The sequence below is a fragment of the Chengkuizengella sediminis genome, from assembly GCF_010078385.1.
Taxonomy (GTDB): Bacteria; Bacillota; Bacilli; order Paenibacillales; family KCTC-33759; genus Chengkuizengella; species Chengkuizengella sediminis.
The window spans coordinates 289,684-311,115 of the sequence record NZ_SIJC01000001.1; the positions used below are offsets into that span (position 1 = coordinate 289,684).

The window sequence follows — 21,432 nt, forward strand, 5'->3', positions numbered from 1 at the left end:
ATTACTTTATGATGCAGAGAAAAACCCATCTTCCTCTTCATCCAATCGGACAGATACTAATTTGGATATTCCATCTTCTTCCATAGCTACTCCATATAATACATCTGCTTCTTCCATCGTACCTTTACGATGCGTAACAACGATAAATTGCGTTTGCAATGAAAATTCCCTCAAGTATTCAGCGAATCGAGTTACATTCGCTTCATCCAGTGCAGCTTCTACTTCATCTAATACACAAAATGGTACAGGTTTCACATGTAATATTGCAAACAATAATGCTATTGCTGTTAAAGCTCTTTCTCCACCAGATAACAATTGTAGATTTTGCAGTTTCTTCCCAGGGGGTTGTGCAACGATGTCTACACCCGTTTCTAATAAATTTTCCGGGGCATTCAATACTAAATCCGCTCTTCCTCCACCGAACAACTTTGCAAATGCAACAACAAAGTTTTTGCGAATTTCTTCAAAAGTAGTAATAAAACGCTGTGACATCTCTTCATCTAATTGTCCTATAACTTGATAAAGTGTATCTTTGGCTTCAATTAGATCTTGTTGTTGTTGAGTCAAAAATTCAAATCGATTATGAATTCGTTCAAATTCATCAATGGCACCTAAATTGACCTCACCTAGTGAAGTGATTTTTCTTTTTAATTGTTTTACCATCTCTTGTGTTTCTACAACATCCGTAGGGAGAGAATATTTTTGTTTTGCCAATTCAAAACTGAGCTCATAATCCTCAGATAGTTTATGTAATAAATTTTCTAATTCTACATCTAACCGATTCACTTTTACTTCAACTTGATGTAATTTATCTTCAGTTTGTTTCAAGGATACTCTTTGTTCTTTTGTTTCATTTTCTTTTAGCTCTATCGTTTGCAACCCATCAGCGCGTTCTTTTCTTTTAAAAACAACTTGATTAGAGCACTCTTGTTTATTAATTTTAAGTAGATTTAATTTTTCAATTTGTTCTACGTGCTCTGTTTCATTCTTTTCAATCTCTGCTTCAAGCTGCTGTTTCATTTGATCATTTGTGTTCATCTCTTGCTCTAATTGCTTCAATTCCTGTTGAAAACGTTCCAATTGCTCTATGATCGCTTGTTTCTCCTGTGTAATGGAAGCCACTCTCACCTTTAAATCGGTTAACTCATTCTGAACTTCATCTTTGATGGATTGTTTTGTTTTTTTACTCTCTTCTACTTCCTTCATCACATGTTGTGTTTTTTCTTCAGTTTGTTGAGATTTTGTTAATTTAATATGTTCTCCTTTTTCTTTTTCAATTAATTTCTGTGATTTTTGTAATAATTGTTCAATTTCTAATTGATTTGAAGTAATTTGTGATTCTTTATAATCCATTTGTTGTTTACATTGTTGAATTTCAGACTGTATTTTCTGTTCCTGCAAACGAAACTGTTCTCCGAGAGTTCGTGACTCTTCCAGTTCTGTTGAAGTTTTGGAAATTTCCTGCTTTAAATTTTTGCTCTTTTCTTGTAATTGATCAAGTTGAACTTGTGAATTTGTAATCTGATGCTCCAATTCCTCAATCTGCCTTTTACGGCCTAAGAGATTAGTGTTTTTCTTTTGCACACTTCCCCCAGTCATAGAACCACCAGCATTTACTACATCACCATCTAAAGTTACTATTTTAAAACGATAAGAACATGAAGCAGCAATTCGATTAGCATGCTCTAAGCTTTCAGCAATAATCACCTGACCTAATAAATTAGAAACGATAGATGAGTAAGTTGAATCAAACTGTATTAAATCAGCCGCTATACCGATAAAACCTGCATTTTGATTCATTTTATGGATTTCATTTTGAGAAAGGGAGCGTGGTTTGATGACATCTAATGGTAAAAATGTAGCTCTTCCCAACTTCCTTTGTTTCAAGTAGGAGATGGCTTGTCTGCTGTATTGCTCATTCTCCATGACAATAAACTGAAGAGCTCCTCCAAGTGCCGTCTCAACCGCAGTTTCTAGCTTAGCAGGAACATTTACTAATTCAGCTACCGCTCCATGAACACCTCTTAAACCACCAGAAGTTTGCCCCCTTTTTTTTAGTACTTCCTTAACACCATGAAAAAAACCATCAAAGTCATTTTCCATTTCTTTGAAAGTATCTTTTCTAGAAATTAAAGAATTCAACTTTTGCTGCCATTTTTGAACAGTTAACAAAATATCTTCTAATAATCTTTGTTTTTGCTTAACCTGCTCACTGATTTGAATGTATTTATTTTTCGTATCATTAATTTGATCCTGTATTTGTTCTAAGGAAACCATTGTTGTCTCATATTCAGTATGAAGCTCATGATTCTGTTTGGTTAAAAGTTTATGTAATTGTTCAAGTTCTTCTCTCTTCTCATCGCTAATTCTAAGCTGTTGTTTAATATTACTAATTTCATTTTGACTTTGTGCAATTTCATTAATTGTTTTTAATAGTGTTTCTTGTAACTGTTCTTCAGAGTCAATATTTAATTCTGATGTAATACCTAATAAATGTTCTTGTTTTTCTTTTAGGTTGTACTCAGCTTCTTTAAGTTGATGTAAACTTTGCTCTAATTTACTCTCAAATGAATGCTGTTCGGTTTTTACATTTTCATGACGCTGATTTTTTTCAGTTCCTAAAACCTCTTGTTGTGATTTTTGCAGTAATAGATTTTTATGTCGTTCTTTTAGAACCTCACCAAAACCCTCACCCTTTTCTACCTCTTCACTAAGGTTTAATAAGGTATTTTGTAATGCATCCAGTTCTTCCTCAAGCTGTTTTGCAACCATGCGGTCTTTTTCAATCGTTGCATCATGTTGATTTACTATCGTGGAAAGTTCAATTTGTTTATTTTGTAATTGCTTTAATGATTCCGAGGATGCTTCCCAGTTTTGATGTGAATCTTCAATTTTATACACATAGAGTGATATGTCATGCGCTTTTAATTGCGCTTTTAATTGTTTATATAAAACTGCTTGTTCAGATTGCTTTTTCAAAGGTTCAATTTGATCCTCTAATTCTGCAATAAGGTCATATATTCGAAGCAGGTTTTGTTCTGTTTCAGCCAGTTTTTTTTCTGATTCTTTTTTACGAGATTTAAACTTTACAATACCAGAAGCTTCTTCAAAAATACCTCTTCTCTCTTCTGAGCGATTGCTTAATATTTCTTCAATTTTACCTTGTCCAATGATAGAATAAGCTTCTCTACCAATACCTGTATCCATAAAAAGTTCTATAATATCCTTCAAGCGGCAAGCTTGTTTGTTAATGAAATACTCACTCTCTCCGCTGCGGTGTATTCGTCGAGTTACTGTAACTTCACTAAAATCAAGCAATAACTTTTCATCTGTATTGTCCAATGTAAGTGAAACTTCACCAAAATTTACAGGTTTCCTAATCTCACTACCAGCAAAAATGATGTCCTCCATTTTACCACCACGTAGGGATTTTGCTTTTTGCTCTCCCAGCACCCAACGTATGGAATCAGAGATGTTACTTTTCCCGCTTCCATTTGGACCTACAACAGCAGTGATGCCTTGTACAAAATCTAATGCAGTCTTGTCTGCAAAAGACTTAAAACCATATAATTCAATCCTTTTTAAAAACATATAAAGGTCTCACCTCATGAATAAATATAACACAATTTTACCCCAAAAAGTGAACTACTTCTTTAGATTCCCAGTTCATGGATGAACTGGTGTCGATGTTAGCCACATGGACGTGGCTGGTTTTAATCGACCGAATACTTTTTGGGAACCCCTGAACAATTTCCCACATGTGTGAGTTGAAATTTATAGAAGCTAAAAAGAACAAACAACCTAAGTTATAACTACAGTAGTATCAATTACAAAATTTGTTTTTTTAATGAAAAGAGGCGCCAGCAAGTTTTTATACTTGAGGAGCCCTTTTAATAAAAAAATCTTTTATGGAACGTTTTCTACAAACGCTCATAGATCGGTAAATTTATAAAATTTATTTATAATTTAATTTTATAAGTGCTTTTGAAGCAGCCTGTTGTTCTGCTTCTTTTTTTGATCGCCCTGTACCTTTACCTAAAGATGTGTCATTCATACATACTTCAGATACAAACAACCTTTCATGAGCAGGACCACTTTCATCTACAATTCTATATTTTATTACACCCATATTATGCTGTTGAGTAAATTCCTGAAGCTGTGTTTTGTAGTCTTTTAATTGCGGTTTACCTTCGCTTGATAACTTAGGGAAAATATACTTTTCTAAAAAAGACTTCACTGCTTCTAAACCTTGATCAAGAAACAACGCCCCCATAAAGGACTCAAATAAATCTGCCAACAGAGCAGGTCTTGCTCTTCCACCCGTCAACTCTTCCCCTTTACCGAGAAATGCATATGCCCCAAAATCTAAAGCTGAGGCAAACTTTTCTAAGGATGGCTCGCAAACAATTGAAGCCCTTAGTTTTGTTAACTCTCCCTCTGGTAATCGTCGATAGGTTTGAAATAAATATTCAGAGATCGTTAATTCAAGTACTGCATCACCTAAAAATTCTAATCTTTCATTATCTTCATATTTAGATAAGCGATGTTCATTTACATAGGATGAATGAGTAAATGCTTGCTTTAATAATTTTTGATTTTTAAAAAATATATCCAACTTTGACTGTAATTGTTTCAAATCCTGATTCATATATTTCACCACCTAAACGATTAAAGTATGACTACATAGAAAGATTGAGCTGTTTGTTTCTAAATGTTTACTACTTTTAATTATTTTCATTTATATTTTTTTCAAAATGATACTAGCGTTATGTCCGCCAAAACCAAATGAATTAGACAATGCTACTTCAACATCAGATTTACGAGCGGCATTTGCGGTATAATCGAGATCACACTCGGGGTCTTGATTTTCTAGATTTATAGTCGGCGGAATTACACCATGTTTTAAAGTCAATCCAGTGATAACCGCTTCAAGTCCTCCTGCTGCTCCTAATAAATGACCTGTCATTGATTTAGTGGAACTTATAGCTAACTGATAAGCATGCTCTCCAAAAGTTTCTTTGATTGCATTTGTTTCTGAGATATCTCCGACTGGTGTTGAGGTACCGTGCGCATTGATATAATCTATTTCTTCTGGTTGAATACCAGCATCTTTCAGCGCATTCTTCATGCATCGTTCAGCACCATCTGGGGCGGGATCAGTGATATGATATGCATCTCCACTCATCCCATAACCTATAATTTCACCATAAATTTTAGCATTTCGATTCACAGCATGTTCATAGGACTCTAATATCAAAACGCCTGCACCCTCACCCATGACAAAACCATCTCTACCAGTATCAAAGGGGCGGCTTGCCTTTTCAGGTTCATTATTTCTTGTTGACATTGCACGCAATGCACAAAATCCAGCCATACCTGTTAATGTAATTGGAGCTTCTGCCCCACCACATATCATGACATCCGCATCCCCTCGTTGAATCAATTTAAATGAATCACCGATGGAATGGGTACCTGTAGCACAAGCTGTAACAGGTGTTGTATTGGGTCCTTTTGCTCCCGTACGGATAGAGATCTGACCTGATGCCATATTAGCTATCATCATTGGGATAAAAAATGGACTTACACGTTTTGGACCTTTTTTTTGCAATATTGTATGTTGTTCTTCCCATGTTTGAAGTCCACCAACACCTGAACCAACAATGACACCCGCTCTTTCAGGATTTGTGTCTTCTTTTACATTTAAATTAGCGTCTTCCAAAGCATGTGTAGCTGCTGCAATCGCTAATTGTACAAATCGATCCATTTTACGTGCTTCTTTTTTCGCCATATAATCTTCAGGATTAAAGTCTTTTATAGAAGCAGAAATTTTAGTACTCAAATCACTAACATCAATGGATTCAATGATAGAAATTCCTGATTTCCCCTCTACTAAATTATTCCAGAATGGTTCTAGATTAGAACCAAGGGAAGATGTTACACCCAAACCTGTAATCACAACTCTTTGCTTCATTAAATTCACCTCTATATAAAACGTAGTAAGCTTCGTTGATTAACGGTAAGAGCTTCCTAGTTAATTAAATGTACTACGGGAGATTAGAAAGATTATTTACAAAGATATTCCTAAGCATATGTATTTTACATGCATAAGGTTAATTATACCATATAAGTTACATCGTAACAAACGTTAGTTCGCCATATGTATTTATTTCAACAATAAAATCCCATAATATATTCCCTTTATTTACATCATTTTCAAGTATAAAATGATAGATAATAGTCCCGTTAATGAACGGGACTTGAAGATTCTAATTAAATTATATAAGGTTCAATTATTTATGTGATTCTATGTAATTCACAACTTCACCTACGGTATTAATTTTTTCAGCATCTTCATCAGAAATTTCCATTTCAAACTCATCTTCTAATTCCATGATTAACTCAACTACATCTAAAGAATCTGCACCTAAATCATCTTTAAAAGATGCTTCGGGAGTAACTTCAGCTTCATCAACACCAAGACGATCAACAATAATTTTCTTAATGCGATCTACTAATTCTGACATTCAGTTCACCTCCTCCATGGTATTATACTTAAAATCAACTAAAATTTCCATATGCTTTTTATTTACATATACATTCCACCATCTACATGTAATGTTTGACCAGTTATATACGAAGATTCTTCACAAGCAAGGAATTTCACTGCATTTGCAATTTCAGCAGGCTGTCCCATTCTTGCGAGTGGAATCTGATTTAAAATCCCCTCTTCCATATCCCCCTTTAAATGGTCTGTCATATCTGTCTCAATGAACCCTGGCGCTACTGCATTTACAGTAATCCCACGTGGAGCCAATTCTCTTGCAGCTGATTTGGTTAAACCTATAACCCCTGCTTTTGCTGCCACATAATTAGCTTGCCCTGCATTTCCTAATACTCCTACAACGGAAGAAATATTAATAATTCTACCGGAACGCTGTTTCATCATAGGTCTAGTTGCCGCTTTGATACAGTTGAAAACACCCTTTAAATTGATATCGATGACTTGATCAAATTCATCTTCTTTCATGCGCATTAATAAATTATCTCTTGTTACGCCAGCATTATTCACCAAAATGTCAACCTTACCAAATGTTACTATCGCCTTTTTGAACATATCACTAACTTCAGAAACTTGAGAAACATTGGCTTTAATTTTAATCGCTTTTTGCCCTAAGTCCTCTATTGTCTCAACAACTTCAGCTGCAGCTTTTTCATTCCCTGCAAAATTGACGACGATATCCGCACCTGCTTCTGCTAAAGATAAGGCAATGGATTTCCCTATACCGCGAGATGCTCCTGTTACCAATGCAACTTTCCCCTTAAGCATGTGATCCCTCCATTTTAAAGTTTTCTATTGATTTCATGTCATTTATAGATATCACTTTAACTTTACGATTAATCTTTTTAATTAATCCTGCTAGTACTTTTCCTGAACCAATTTCAACGAACGTATCCACCCCTTGATCGAGTAAGTATATAATACTATCTTCCCACAGTACTGGCGCACATACTTGATCAACTAACAGTTTTTTAATTTCTGTTGGCTGTGTTACCATATTTGCTGTGACATTAGCAACAACAGGTACTGTTGGAGTGTTTAAGGTAATTTGATTCAATTCCAATGAAAGCTTATCGGCTGCATCCTTCATAAGAGAAGAATGAAAAGGTCCGCTCACTTCCAACGGAAGCACTCTCTTCGCCCCTGCTTCTTTCCCTTTTTCAACAATCTCTTGAACACCTTCAGTTGTACCAGAGATAACGATTTGTCCTGGACAATTTAGATTTGCCATTTCTACTAAACCTACATTGTGACTAACCTCTTTACACAAGCCCTCTAACTGCTCTCTCCCTAAACCAAGAACTGCAGCCATCGTTCCTTTACCTTCTGGTACAGCCTGATCCATAAACTCTCCACGTAAACGAACGGTTTTTACGGCATCTTCAAAACTCAGCACCCCTGTCGCAACTAAAGCGCTATATTCTCCTAGACTATGTCCTGCTACAAAATCAGGATGAACTCCCGCCTCTTTAAAAACCTCATACAGTGCTACACTTGTCGTTAACAAAGCAGGTTGTGTATTATAAGTAAGTCTTAATTTTTCATCAGGACCTTTAAATATTAAATCAGTTAGTTTAAAATCTAATATTTCATCTGCTTTATCATAAATTTGCCTAGCTCCTTCATGTTGTTCATAAGCATCTAACCCCATGCCAACAGTTTGAGCACCTTGTCCCGGAAAAATAAATGCAATTTTTCCCATTTAATCAACTCCTAAATAATATGGTGTTAAAGAACTCCCGTTTTCAGCATCAAGCTATTATATTCATATGCACTTTTTAGGTTTAATCTTAATTTACCAAATAAGTACGGAAGCTCCCCATGTTAATCCACCACCAAAACCAACAAGTACAATACAGTCACCTTCACCTAATCTTCCCTGCTCATCAGCTTCAGCTAAGGCAATTGGTATAGAAGCAGCGGATACATTGCCGTAATTTTGTAAATTCACAACACATTTATCCTCCGACAATTCCAGTCGATCCAAAGCTGCCTCTATGATGCGGATATTTGCTTGATGAGGAACCAAAAAGTCAATATCTGATTTATTTAAACCTGCTTTTTTAAGAGCTTCTTCAGCTGCTGATCCCATAATTCGAACTGCAAATTTAAATACTTCTCTACCTTCCATCGAAATGTAGTGTAATTTATTTTCAATTGTTTTTGTTGAGGAGGGGTATCTTGATCCCCCACCTTCAACTTTTAACAGGTCGCCACCTGTGCCGTCTGCACCCAACTCAAATGATCGAAAGCCTCTATCATTCGCAACAGGTCCAAGTACAACTGCTCCTGCTCCATCACCAAATAAAATACAGGTATTACGATCTGTATAATCTGTTATTGTAGACAAACTTTCCGCACCTACTACTAAAATATGTTTATATGTACCAGTTGCAATAAAATTGGACGCGTTCGCTAAGCCATAAATAAATCCAGAGCATGCTGCAGATAAATCATAAGCAGCTGCTTTTTTAGCACCTAATTTATCCTGTAATATACACGCTGTAGAAGGAAGAGCCATGTCTGGTGTAACTGTTGTAACTACAATAAGATCAAGATCCTCAGCTTTTATTCCAGCATTTATCAGAGCTCGTTCAGCAGCTTTTAATGCAAGGTCTGACGTTGCTTGATCTTCAGCTATTATTCTTCTTTCCTCAATTCCAGTACGTGCTTTAATCCACTCATCATTCGTTTCAACCATGCTCTCTAAATCTTTGTTCGTTAATATTCTTTCAGGAACGTATTTTCCAGTCCCAATAATTCCAACTGAAATATTATTCATCTTTTTATTGCCCTCATTTCTTACCTATCTCTGAAGCAATTGAATCGACTAGTTTCTTTTCGATCGCATTTCTGGCCTGACCGATTGCATTTTTAACGGCATTTGCATCAGAGGAGCCGTGGCTTTTAATACATACACCATTTACCCCTAATAAGGGTGCTCCACCATAAGTGGTATAATCCATCTTCTTTTTAAAAGCGCTCAAGCTGGGTTTTAGAATAGCTGCAGCTGCTTTTCGAAGCAAATTTTTCGTTAATTCAACTTTCAAAACAGAAAAAACATTACTCGCTGTTCCTTCCATCGCTTTTAATAATATGTTACCTACAAACCCATCACATACAAGTACATCACAATTTCGATTCAATACATCCCTTGCTTCTACATTACCTATAAAATGGATGGGAAGCTGCTCAAGCAAAGGGTATACTTCTTTTGTTATCTCACTACCCTTCCCCTCTTCGGTTCCTACATTTAGTAGCCCAATCCTTGGAGAGTCCATCCCATGAATTTTTGTTCTGTATATATTACCCATTATGGCATATTGCACTAAATGCTCTGCAGAAGCATCCATATTCGCTCCTAAATCTAAAGCAAGCAAGCCAACATTGTCCATCGTTGGTAACATAGGCGCTAAAGCAGGTCTTTCAACACCAGAGATACGACCGATGACGAGCAATCCAGTCGTCATTAATGCCCCTGTATTACCAGCAGAAATCATCGCATCAGCAATTTTATCCTTTACCATTTTCCCTGCTAATACCATAGATGAGTTTTTTTTACGACGTACTGCTCTGACAGGCTCTTCATCTCCTGAAATCACCTCATCAGTGTGAGTAACTGTAATATTGGTAAAAGACGGATCAAGTAATGGGTCAATTTGTTTAGAATCTCCCACTAAAATAATTTCAATATCTTTCCATTGCTTAGCCGCTAACATCGCGCCCTTTACATTTACCTCAGGTGCATGATCTCCACCCATCGCGTCAATTGCGATTTTCATGAGAGTCACTCCCCTCATCATTTATTTTTATGATCTGAACGAAAGATGACAAAATTCCCTTCGAAAACGAGCTCATTACCTACGTATGTAAACACATCAACATTTGCTTTGTCATGATTCAATGATTCATTACGTACATAAGCTTTAGCGATACATTTTTCTCCTAATTTCACGGATCGTATAAAACGAATATCCGCAGAAGCTGTTAATGCTACCTCATCATCTATGACCGCAATCGCTAGTGAATTGCCTTGGGAAAATATATGATGACCTCTTGCTATTTTTGTTTTGGCAAAAACATGTTCATCATTGATTTCAAAAATGGAAATCGCGCTTTTATCTAATTGTAAATCAACTACTTCCCCAATGACTTCATCAATTTGCAGTGAAACCACTTGATCATACGATTTTTCCGCCATTAATTTTATTCTTTCTCGAAGCTCAGGAATACCAAGCTCCATCCGATCTAACCTTATCGTTTGAATACTAACATTAAATTTCTTTGTAAGTTGTTCATCGGTTATAAATGGATTATGTTCAATTTCTTTAGCTAATTCCAATAACCGCTTCTGTTTTGGAAGCCGTCCGATTCTCATCACCACCAAAAATTATTACCTGATACTAAAAGTAGTATATATAAATTTATCACAAAAGTGAAGAAAAAAATAGTACTTCATCGTAATGAAGTACTATTTTTTCAAAAATTAATTATTTTGCTGCAACTTCTCTTCCTTTATACGTTCCGCATGATTTGCATACATGATGAGAAAGTTTCAACTCTCCACATTGCTCACATTTCACCATACCAGGAACTTCTAATTTAAAATGAGTACGGCGCTTATCGCGACGAGTTTTAGATGTTCTCCTTTGAGGTACTGCCATAATTCTCCACCTCCTTAATTCGATGTCCATTCATTATTCGACATAAAAGTCTTTTAATTTAGCTAAACGAGGATCAATTTGATCCTGTTTACAAGTACAGGATGATTCATTTTTATTAATCCCACATGTGGGACACAACCCTTCACACGATTCCTCACAGATAGGAGCATAGGGAAGTTCTAATAAAAATGATTCTCTAATGTAAGGTTCAATATCAACCTCATCAGATGTAACTAGCTGAATACTTTCCTCAGGATCAGATTTTGCTATTTCTGAATTTTGTGTCAAAGCCTCTTGTATGTTAATTTGAAGTGTTTTATTATATTCTTTTAAACATCTGGAACAAATATAACGAATTTGACCATTACATGTTCCCCATACTCGAGCCACTTCAAAATCCATTTTCACTTGTAAATCCACCTCTAAAGGTGTAATATTCAAAATTTCTTTGTGATTTGAAACTAGATCCGTAACAGACAAAGATTGTTGAATGACTACTGGATCTGTTTTTGTAATTAGATCACGTAAATTAATCATTATTGACATTAAGAACCACCTCAAACAGACAAAGTTTATTATAGCGATTTATTTTGTGTTTTGTCAACAATATTTCCTCCATGTTATATTAAAAGTACCCAAAAAAGTGATGAAATATCTAAAAACATGATTAAACTTGCTTTTTGGCTCAAGTATTTTCTTTCATGCAGAATTTATCAGTATAGGAACCAACATCTAAAATTGAGGTGGAGTATATGAAAACCGTTGGCATAATAGTTGAATACAATCCATTACATAATGGACACGTATATCACTTTGAGCAATCTAAAAAAATATCTAATGCAGATGCCGTAGTTGCCGTAATGAGCGGCAATTTCCTGCAGAGAGGTGAACCCTCGATAGTAAACAAATGGGCCCGAACAGAAATGGCTTTACATATGGGAGCTGACTTAGTCATTGAACTACCTGTTGTTTACTCTTCCCAACCTGCTGAATGGTTTGCATTCGGTGCAGTTTCCGCCTTGGATGCAACAGGAATTGTTGATCATTTATGTTTTGGCAGTGAAAGTGGTGAGCTGGAAACATTACAGATATTAGCCAAAGAGCTAAAAGAAGAACCCGTTAGATTTGGAACAGAAGTAAAACAACAATTAAAAAAAGGAATGAATTATCCAGCTGCGTATACTTCAGCCATTCAAAAGATCTTACCTTTTGAAACATCTGAACATATGGACTTGTCTCAGCCTAATAATACTTTAGGTTTACATTACTTAATTGCAATTGAACGTTTAAACAGCAGTATCAGTCCTCTCACCATTACAAGACAAAAGGCAGGGTATCATCAGCAAGAGGTTACCGATCAACAAATTGCTAGTGCTACGGCTATTCGTAAACTCATTTTTGAAAAACAAAATCAATCTTACTTTTCTCAATATATGCCTAATTATACTTATGAAGTGTTACAGCGTGAATTTCAATCTGGTCGCGGACCTATCTACTGGGAGTCTTTAAAGGATCAATTATTATACAAGTTATTAAGTATTACACCCAATGAATGCTCACATTTTTTTGAAGTCACAGAAGGATTAGAAAACAGACTCAAACAAACATTACCTGAGTTAACTGATTCTTCATTTTCGGTTACAAAGTTATTAGAATTATTGAAAACGAAAAGGTATACTAGGACAAAGTTACAACGCACATTGCTTCGCATCTTACTCAATCACTATAAAACTGATATCACAATCGATAAATTAAAAAAAGGCACCCCATATTTAAGGGTGCTTGGATTTTCAATTAAAGGACAACATTTGTTAAAGAAAATGAAGAAAACAGCAAAAGTACCCATCATAACAAAAGTAAATAAAAATCATACATCACTATTAGAGATGGACATACGTGCAACCTCCATATATTCACTTTCTTATCATAATCCATCTGCTAAAGAGATGTTCCAGGATTACTATCAACCTCCAGTCATCCTGTAAAAGGTGCCTTATTAGGCTCCTTTTACAATCTGGGAATCATAGGATGCCCTTTATTTTTTGGATATTGTACCACCTCTATTAGGAGTGACTAGGAGTAAGCTGGTTTAAATATTTCAGCGCTTCCTCCAATGTCGTTACAGTTACTACGTCCATATCTGATTTGATTTCTTGTGCTTTTTCGGCAGCGACTTCATAATTCTCTTCAGGTACAAAAAACACTTCAGCCCCTTCCTTATCAGCCGCCACAATCTTACGGTCGACTCCTCCGATAGCTCCAACCTGACCATCTGCATAAATCTCACCCGTACCAGCGATGAGATGACCTTGTGTAATATCCTCAGGTACTAACTGATTATATATCTCAAGTGAAAACATTAATCCTGCAGATGGTCCTCTAATATTACCTGCATCAATGATGTGCTGTAAGTCAGCTAAATAAATCCCTATTCCAGGTCTTTCTTTAATTCCTTCTGAAACCTCATATTCACTCCTAAGATCAACCAAAGTTAATTGTACTGCTTCGTTTTGCTCTTCTCTTTCATATGTAACTGAGATCATATCCCCGACCTGATTTTTTCCAACAACTGAATATATATCCTCCGTGGTTTTAATGATCTCTTCATTAATGGATAGAATTTTATCCCCAGATTGTAACACACCCTTTGCAGGGTATCCCTCTACAGTGCCTAATATCACAACGCCATCTATAATCGATTCATAAGCAACTCCTGCCTTATTGTAAGCTACTTTTATAGCATTACTTTGTGAATTTATCATATTAAACGTTTGTCTTTCCATATACTCTTCTTCTGTTTCATTTCTAAAGATATCTTCTTTTTTTACTACTACAGCGTGAGGATTAACGAAAGAATATAAATAGTAAAATACATTGCTATAATTCATGCGCACAGTAGTTAACATGAATGCTCCTTCGGCATCAATATAACCATTTTCAACATTAACCATCGGTTCCAACATTTCAGCAGATCCTGGCTCATACACAACATAGGGTGTTGGCATTAAAAATATAATGTATAAAATGGCGGAAACTATGAGAAAAAATTTGATGTTTTTAGAAAATTTCATGTCCCATATTTTGTGTGTCTTCTTCTCATTCTGATGCTCCATATTCAATTTCCTCCCAGATGGTCTATTTGGACAAACTTTAGCGTAAACATGTACCATTGTAAAGCAAATGAGGTGAAAAAGCATGTCACGATTGAATTTTAACATGAATCATCGCTTTTTTACATTTTTACTAGCCATGTGTGCAGCCTTCCTTGTTCTATTCATTATTATATTTCCAGAAGAGGCTTTTCAATCCTCTTTACAAGGATTAAATATTTGGTGGAAAATTGTTTTCCCATCCCTACTCCCTTTTTTCATCTTATCTGAAATTTTAATCGCTTATGGTGTTATTCGTATGTTTGGAGTTTGGTTAGAACCACTAATGAGGTTTTTATTTAAAGTCCCTGGAATAGGAGGTTGGGCGCTCGCAATGGGGTGGACTGTCGGATATCCTTCTAGTGCACAGATCACATCAAATATAAGACAACAAAATCTAATTACAAGAGATGAAGGTGAAAAAATACTAGCTATCTCTCACTCAAGCAGTCCCATATTTATTATCAATGTTATTGCTATAGGATTTTTTCATCACATGCAGCTTGGTTTATTCATTACGATCATCCATTTTATTTCATTATTAATACTCGGGTTTGTACTCAGATTATACTATGGAGACACTTCAAACAGACCCCTTACTCAGAACAATCATTTCATCGTAAGAAGTGTAAGGGCGATGATTCAAGCACATCAACAGGATGGGAGAACATTTGGTAAATTACTTGGAGATGCTGTCATCTCCTCTACACAAAACTTATTGATGATTGGAGGCACCATGATGTTGTTTGCCGTAATCATCAAGATGGTTACCTTAACAAACCTTTTGTCCCTGATTAATAAGCTGTTAACACAGTTTTTTAATATCATGAATCTGTCTGAAAATACATTGGCTTCCATCACTACTGGATGGTTTGAAATAAATCTTGGTGCATATCAAATTAGCACATTACAATCGATTCCTTTTATTTGGCAAATTGCTTTTATTTGTAGTTTGTTAGCTTGGAGCGGTTTTTCCGTTCATCTACAGGTTAAAAGTCTTATTCAAAATACAGATTTACGTTATCGTTCGTTTTTAGTATCACGGATGTTACAAGCACTATTTTCCTTTGTGTTAACCTTTTTACTTTGGAAACCATATCAGATTTTATTTTCTGATGTACAACCTAGTTTTGTTAACACCACTCCAAAATACGTGGAAGCCCCTAATACAGTATGGTCCATTTGGGAAAACACATTTATTTTTATACTCATCCTACTTTGTACAATGCTCATTCTATCCATATTCATTGCAATTTTCAGAGCGATTTTCCATAAATTCGTTTGATAAGGATCATCATTCACTTCGTATCCCTTTTATGGAAACAAACGTCTTCACTTTTGTAGGTAATTATACTTTTCTCTCAATGCTTTTTCTACTTCTTTTGGAACGAGATCGGTGACAGTTCCATCATATTTAGCTACCTCTTTTACGATACTCGAGCTTAAATAAGAATATTGTGGGTTTGTCATCATAAAAAAGGTCTCAACGTCCTCGTTTAGCTTTCTATTTGTAGAGGCCATTTGCAATTCAAATTCAAAATCGGAAACAGCCCTTAAACCTCTAACGATGATTTGTGCGTTTTTTGAATTCATATAATTAGTCAGTAAGTCGTGAAAACTATCAATTTCCACATTCGGCAAATGCCGAGTAGCTTGATGAAGTAAAACCTTCCGTTCTTCCACAGTAAAAAGCGGATTTTTTTTAGCATTATTCAACACTGCAACAACCAAAGTATCAAATTGCTTAGCAGCCCGGTGAATAATATCTAGATGTCCATATGTAACGGGATCAAAACTCCCAGGATATACAGCTATACTCTGTTTCTTTTGCATTTTTTCAACACCTCATTTTATTCATTCACTATATAATCATACACCGTAACAGCGGTATCACCATAAACTAACCGACGGTTGCATTGGAGGTTACCTATTTGTTCGTTATATGTGTATACCGTGTCATGTTCTACAACAACGACAGCACCTTTATGAAAAAGGGAAAGCGAGTCCATTTGTTGCAAAATATCCTCCGTCATTTCTAATTTATAGGGTGGATCTAAAAACACCAAATCAAATTTCAATTCACGTTTCGCACAAACTTTCAGAGCTCTTTTTGCATCATTTCGATACACTTCTGCTTTCTCAATTTGGCCTACAGCACTAATATTCCCCTTAATCACTTCAATGCTTTTTGGGTTAATATCTATAAAAATTCCTCGATCTATCCCTCTGCTTATCGCTTCTATACCCAAGGCTCCTGTTCCGGCAAATAAATCCAATACAGTCCCACCTGAAAAATAAGGACCGATCCTACTAAAGATAGCTTCTTTTACTTTATCGGTAGTCGGCCTCGTATGACTCCCTGGAACCGCCTTTAACTTTCTACCTTTAGAGACTCCCGATATTACTCTCAACACATTCACCTGCTTATATTTTCTTTCAATATGTACGTTGCTATCGTATCATATTCTGCATGTCTTTAAAATACATCCACAAATAGTTGGTCATTCTTATGTATATTTTCTCAAAAAAGGGCAAAAATTATAGTTAACGGCATCAAAAATGTCGTAGATAACCGCGGAGAAGACTTACGTTTCCCCATAAGCTCTTCATCCGGTTTCTCCTCTCCCATGAGGTACCTGTGCGAGCAGGTACCAAAAGAAAAAAACGCAGGATAAAACCTGCGTTTTTTCTGTTTTCATGATAATACCAATGGTTTTAAAGTTCTATTTTGAATTTTTAAATTTCTAACTCCCTATTCACCTCACGTACATACCCTAATACTTCAATACGTTTATTATGAAAAATTACAACATCATTTTCAGAGGTGTATGTAATAACAAATGACCCTTGTTTTATTAAATAGCTCAGCTTTACCTTTTTTCCATCAATACATATAAGTGCCATCTTACCAAAATAAAATTCTTTTCGTTATCGATAATTACAATGTCACCGCTCAATATATTAGAACCTAACATCTTATCGTCAGTCACTTTGTATAATAAAAGTTTTCCTTTCATGTGCAGTTCCTTCTAGTGTAACTTTACATTTAAAGTGCTTTTAAACACTTGGATAATAACGATATTCAATTTATTAAATATTTCTTTAATTACTTTGTTTTCATATTTACAACTTGAGGGAATAGATATAATATTAAATTGCATTATTTTTTTCATTTGTCCCTGATGATTGCTCTCAACAATTATCAGGGGTGTTCTATATATCACCTCCTTTAAGGAAAATAAACCGTACCCTACTAAGGTATTTTCAAATTGATTATTTAAAAGCTTAAATATTGTTATTGATTTCATCCCCCCTGAATTTCCGTTTCATCAAGATTTGAATGGCTTAAAGAGCCTAGATATAGACTTAAAGATGTGCATGCACTGGGAACCAACCAAAACATTTTCTTTCATTTTTATTCACCTCTAACGGAACATTTGTTCTGATTATGTACTTACCTCAGATTATCGGATGTGGAGACGATGATACACATACATTTAACAATCTATTAAAAATTTTGTCCGGATTAAAGCATCGATTAAACTGGAAGCAAAACTCATCAAAAATATTCATCAAAATGTGATTCAAATATCCGCTAATGCCAGTGTCAATATGTAATCTGAATTAATATAATGAAAGCAAGCAGTCACAAATGCTTTTATTGAAATATCCCATATATAAAGCTTCTCCATTTAACGGAAGAAGCTTTTGTTTTTTTCCTGCACTAGCTTAGTAGCTGGTGGGGGATATTGTATAATTAGTTGAGTTCAATTCTTGTAATTTGGCAAGTAGATATTGCAGCATTAGAAAAAGTTATTCCAAGATCACTTAAAATTAAAATACCTTCTCCAACTTGTGAAACTTTTCCAGTGACGATATTTCCGTCTGCAAAGGGTGCTATTCCTCCAATAAATTCAAGATCCACTTCTTTTCCAATGAGCTGTTGCAATTCATTTGTAGCTGGATCTTCGCAACAACTGCATTTCCCTTTAATATCTTTTTGCACTGGTTTTAGATTTAAATCAATATCAAAAGGAGGTATACTTCCAACAGCAGTAACATTACATATTGGAAATGATCCTTGACTGGTATTTGCTATAAAATTTTCAACAGAATTAATTGTAACAGGAGTCACACTGACAGCCGTGGCAATACCCACATCACGTGTAACTAATTTTTGCATGACGCATTGCATCGGACAGACACAGCAATCACAGATTGTTCTATCAAAAGCTCCCATGATTTCACCTCCGTTCATTTTTTATCTAATGTATGTTATGAGTTTTATTAGAGGTTTGACTGGACGTGTGTACCTAGTGTTAAAATTGTACTTTTGCGTATTACCTTAGGACATCGGATGAGGAGATGATAATACACAGAACGATAAGTGTCTAGTTAAATCAAAAAAATGAAAAACCACTGATAAACATCATATCAGCACGTTTTCATTTTAAAGAGTTTTTGTTTTTCTTCACTTGATAAAAAATATATACGGATATTTATTCAGGCCTTCTTTCCTGCGGTGTCTGTTACAAACAATCAGCGCCTAAAGCACTTATTTTGCAACTAGATATAGCAGCTGTAAAAGTCGCTCCCTCCTCATCAAAAGACAGAATGACAATTCCTTCCCCAACATCGATAATTGTCCCTACTTCACAGAAACTATAAGCCTGAATTCCTGTCTCCTCTCCTATCATAGATTGTGCTAAGTTTGTGGTTGGGTCTTCAGTACACGAGCATTCTCCCACGACGCTTTTTTTAATGGGTTTTAATTTGAAATCAAATTCTTCTTCAATCTTAACAGCACAAATATTATGAATTGGAAAAATTGCGGCTTGACATTGAGCCTTTGCGGGCACGATGTTTGCGATAAGGCGATCCTTTTTAATAAAATGCATCGCAAGTTTTTGATCCAGCCTATCATGTCCGCCTTTCCATATAAATCCTTTTAAGTCCATTTAGAAATTCATTTTAAAGGACCCAACTTTTTTAAGAAATAATCATATGATCGAATTTTAAAAGAAAAATGTTCTAATTCAATTTCCCTAAGAACCCCTATTTTTAAATCGATTTTTCTGTTGCTCTATAGCTTTTAATGCTTGTTGACTACTCGGTGGTGGAAATCCCACGGCATCAATTTGACAAGTAGATAGAATGATTTTAAGTTCATGTTTTGCTCTTCTTATCTCTCATATACTTGTCATAGTATTGGTTGCTATCTTTTTTGTGTTCATCACAATAATCTGCTCTTGTTAGGGTATTGCATCCAGTTTTATTGCATGGTCTTTTGGATTTAGTTGGCATGGCTTCTCACTTCCTTTCTTATCGAGGTTCCTTCCTCTTCACAACAAAAAATCACCTTCGCATTAGCAACAATGGTTATCTGTTACTTGCGCCCAATCAATATCGTGTATAGACACATAACATAAAATTAACTTATCTCTATTGGAGGTGAAAAGATGGATAAATGTTGTAAAGGTCTTTTGGGATTATGTTTAGGTCCTTTTATTACATTAGCTGGGCTTGCGATTGGTCTAGGAATTATTACTGGTGCTTTAGTAATAGGAGTTTCAAGGAACCCGAGTATAAGCGATGAACTCATACAACTCGCTATATTCTTTGGGATAATACCTAGTATAATTATTTTTCTAATTGCAACATTTTTTTTATTGTTTTGTCTAATCAAAAAAATATAATTTATATTAATGCTATTTAAAAACCTTTTTGATTGTGTAAATGCAGATATATGAAATAAATAGGCATAGTTGATTCCTCTTTTTTCGAAAAATCTAAATCAGTTATATTTTATTAGATAAAAGGGATAATATAAAAGCAAGCTGTCTGTAATAGTCCTTATTAAGAGTCATCTTAGTAGGGACTTTCTTTTTATCAGCCTGCTTCCCTCCCCTAGCATAATGGATGATATTTTCCCAACAAAAAAAGCACTATATGTGCCCTTCCTGTTATCCGTTTAATCATAAAATTTTATTTTTAAACTGTTAATGTAAATACTGTTGCTTTTAGGCTACGGGAAGCAACAAAGATAAAAGAAGGACCAGATATCCTTGTACAAACAAGATCATACCTATTGATGCCAGCACTTGGATTATTATCCACTAAAGGAAAGTTTGGAAAGTTTGTATGTCTTCCAGTACCTGCATGCACATAATCCATTTCATCATCGATTGTTACAATGGGATCGCCATTTCTCAAGAGCTCATACGTCACTTCAAAAGTTTGTGGATCATCATCGGCACCTGGCTCTACAGCGATTTGAGCGAATGAATCAAGTGACACCTGTGTTCTCTGTGGTTGTTTGACACATACATCGACTGTAGCTACAATTTCAAAATCGCCATCATTAGAAAGCACGATTATATTTTCAGACGCTGGGTCATATGGATCTAATACTGAAAACGTCTCAGCAACAACAAAAGGTTCTTTCTTTAAACCCATAAAATTACCTCCTAACTCATTAAATTTACGTTCACACTATCTTATGAACAATCTAATGAAGTTGCTTGGACTCTTATCTATGGGCTGAATGTAAAAAAGAGCGCCTATGCACGCCCTTCCTTTATATCTCACAATACCCTCATTTTTAGCACTAATCATGTAATTCAAAAGGCAGATCAAGCAGCCGAAAATATCTTTGGTGATATTATCGAAAAATAATTTTGGGGACGGATTGGGGACGAAACTACAATTTTAAGACATTTATAGACATATTACCTTTAATCTAACCCTATAAAATCAGCTTAAATAAGCATAATACATATTCAGTTTTTCTCACACTCCACTTCTCCCATGAGGTACCTGTGCGAGCAGGTACCAAAAGAAAAAAACGCAGGATAAAACCTGCGTTTTTTCTGTTTCTTCAAATGACCATCTTAAAACGAATCCTTTTTATTATAAAGAGAGCTGCTAACATGAGTGTCAGCAGCTAAATGGGGAAAAAATAAAAAACCGTTTGATTCATCCGACTCACATGGTTCATTTTTGTCGAAAATTGATATCCATGAGTCTTAGAGAAACATCTCCGTTTTATGAGTCAAATCTA

General features: G+C 35.3%; 19 protein-coding genes and 1 pseudogene. 3 read left to right on the plus strand and 17 right to left on the minus strand.

Features of this window, described 5'->3' with window-relative positions; translation table 11 throughout:
- Nucleotides 1–6: 6 nt before the first annotated feature.
- The 11 genes and pseudogenes from smc to EPK97_RS01470 form a co-directional block, all read right to left on the minus strand.
- Complete coding sequence (smc, locus tag EPK97_RS01420; RefSeq protein WP_162034815.1) at nt 7–3,591, minus strand: chromosome segregation protein SMC; 3,585 nt, start codon at nt 3,589–3,591, stop codon at nt 7–9.
- Nucleotides 3,592–3,955: 364 nt separating this feature from the next.
- Nucleotides 3,956–4,648, minus strand: a complete 693-nt coding sequence (rnc, locus tag EPK97_RS01425) for a ribonuclease III (protein WP_162034816.1) — start codon at nt 4,646–4,648, stop codon at nt 3,956–3,958.
- A gap of 90 nt (nt 4,649–4,738) precedes the next feature.
- Nucleotides 4,739–5,971, minus strand: coding sequence for a beta-ketoacyl-ACP synthase II (gene fabF, locus EPK97_RS01430; RefSeq protein WP_162034817.1), 1,233 nt, complete (start codon nt 5,969–5,971; stop codon nt 4,739–4,741).
- Between the two features lie 319 nt (nt 5,972–6,290).
- Nucleotides 6,291–6,524, minus strand: coding sequence for an acyl carrier protein (gene acpP / locus EPK97_RS01435; protein WP_162034818.1), 234 nt, complete (start codon nt 6,522–6,524; stop codon nt 6,291–6,293).
- A gap of 62 nt (nt 6,525–6,586) precedes the next feature.
- Entirely contained in the window at nt 6,587–7,327 is a 741-nt protein-coding gene (fabG, locus tag EPK97_RS01440) for a 3-oxoacyl-[acyl-carrier-protein] reductase (protein WP_162034819.1), read from the minus strand.
- Complete coding sequence (gene fabD, locus EPK97_RS01445; RefSeq protein WP_162034820.1) at nt 7,320–8,261, minus strand: ACP S-malonyltransferase; 942 nt, start codon at nt 8,259–8,261, stop codon at nt 7,320–7,322. The genes fabG and fabD overlap by 8 nt, the downstream gene beginning before the upstream one ends.
- 93 nt (nt 8,262–8,354) lie before the next feature.
- The gene (locus tag EPK97_RS01450) at nt 8,355–9,341 is read right to left on the minus strand and encodes a beta-ketoacyl-ACP synthase III (RefSeq protein WP_162034821.1); all 987 of its coding nucleotides are present in this window, start codon (nt 9,339–9,341) and stop codon (nt 8,355–8,357) included.
- Between the two features lie 13 nt (nt 9,342–9,354).
- The gene (gene plsX / locus EPK97_RS01455) at nt 9,355–10,341 is read right to left on the minus strand and encodes a phosphate acyltransferase PlsX (protein ID WP_162034822.1); all 987 of its coding nucleotides are present in this window, start codon (nt 10,339–10,341) and stop codon (nt 9,355–9,357) included.
- Nucleotides 10,325–10,937 (minus strand): annotated as a pseudogene (gene fapR, locus EPK97_RS01460) (transcription factor FapR). The gene plsX and the pseudogene fapR overlap by 17 nt, the downstream one beginning before the upstream one ends.
- Before the next feature lie 112 nt (nt 10,938–11,049).
- Nucleotides 11,050–11,223, minus strand: a complete 174-nt coding sequence (rpmF, locus tag EPK97_RS01465) for a 50S ribosomal protein L32 (RefSeq protein ID WP_162034824.1) — start codon at nt 11,221–11,223, stop codon at nt 11,050–11,052.
- Nucleotides 11,224–11,256: 33 nt separating this feature from the next.
- The gene (locus EPK97_RS01470) at nt 11,257–11,769 is read right to left on the minus strand and encodes a YceD family protein (RefSeq protein ID WP_162034825.1); all 513 of its coding nucleotides are present in this window, start codon (nt 11,767–11,769) and stop codon (nt 11,257–11,259) included.
- A gap of 206 nt (nt 11,770–11,975) precedes the next feature.
- On the opposite strand from EPK97_RS01470, the gene EPK97_RS01475 reads away from it, so the two are divergent.
- A complete protein-coding gene (locus tag EPK97_RS01475) occupies nt 11,976–13,208 on the plus strand; it encodes a nucleotidyltransferase (protein ID WP_162034826.1) in 1,233 nt (410 codons plus the stop codon).
- A gap of 78 nt (nt 13,209–13,286) precedes the next feature.
- Here the strand turns inward: EPK97_RS01475 and EPK97_RS01480 are convergent, their stop codons facing one another.
- The gene (locus EPK97_RS01480; protein WP_162034827.1) at nt 13,287–14,336 is read right to left on the minus strand and encodes a YlbL family protein; all 1,050 of its coding nucleotides are present in this window, start codon (nt 14,334–14,336) and stop codon (nt 13,287–13,289) included.
- Between the two features lie 82 nt (nt 14,337–14,418).
- On the opposite strand from EPK97_RS01480, the gene EPK97_RS01485 reads away from it, so the two are divergent.
- On the plus strand, nt 14,419–15,657 hold the full coding sequence (locus tag EPK97_RS01485; protein WP_162034828.1) for a nucleoside recognition domain-containing protein: 1,239 nt from the start codon (nt 14,419–14,421) through the stop codon (nt 15,655–15,657).
- 47 nt (nt 15,658–15,704) lie between these two features.
- Here the strand turns inward: EPK97_RS01485 and coaD are convergent, their stop codons facing one another.
- From coaD to EPK97_RS01505, 4 genes are all read right to left on the minus strand, one after another.
- Nucleotides 15,705–16,205 carry a pantetheine-phosphate adenylyltransferase gene (coaD, locus tag EPK97_RS01490; protein WP_162034829.1) on the minus strand — a complete coding sequence of 167 codons (501 nt, stop codon included), beginning with the start codon at nt 16,203–16,205 and terminating at the stop codon, nt 15,705–15,707.
- Between the two features lie 17 nt (nt 16,206–16,222).
- Nucleotides 16,223–16,786, minus strand: a complete 564-nt coding sequence (rsmD, locus tag EPK97_RS01495) for a 16S rRNA (guanine(966)-N(2))-methyltransferase RsmD (protein WP_338075636.1) — start codon at nt 16,784–16,786, stop codon at nt 16,223–16,225.
- A gap of 1,343 nt (nt 16,787–18,129) precedes the next feature.
- Nucleotides 18,130–18,612 (minus strand): hypothetical protein, encoded by a 483-nt coding sequence (locus EPK97_RS01500; RefSeq protein WP_162034831.1) that lies wholly within the window; start codon nt 18,610–18,612, stop codon nt 18,130–18,132.
- A 289-nt stretch (nt 18,613–18,901) separates the two neighbouring features.
- Nucleotides 18,902–19,330 (minus strand): hypothetical protein, encoded by a 429-nt coding sequence (locus EPK97_RS01505; RefSeq protein ID WP_162034832.1) that lies wholly within the window; start codon nt 19,328–19,330, stop codon nt 18,902–18,904.
- Nucleotides 19,331–19,831: 501 nt separating this feature from the next.
- Between EPK97_RS01505 and EPK97_RS01510 the strand changes: the two genes are divergently transcribed.
- The gene (locus EPK97_RS01510; RefSeq protein ID WP_162034833.1) at nt 19,832–20,068 is read left to right on the plus strand and encodes an ATP F0F1 synthase subunit C; all 237 of its coding nucleotides are present in this window, start codon (nt 19,832–19,834) and stop codon (nt 20,066–20,068) included.
- Between the two features lie 295 nt (nt 20,069–20,363).
- Here EPK97_RS01510 and EPK97_RS01515 read toward each other — a convergent pair whose 3' ends face one another.
- Nucleotides 20,364–20,828 (minus strand): hypothetical protein, encoded by a 465-nt coding sequence (locus EPK97_RS01515; RefSeq protein WP_162034834.1) that lies wholly within the window; start codon nt 20,826–20,828, stop codon nt 20,364–20,366.
- Nucleotides 20,829–21,432: the final 604 nt, after the last annotated feature.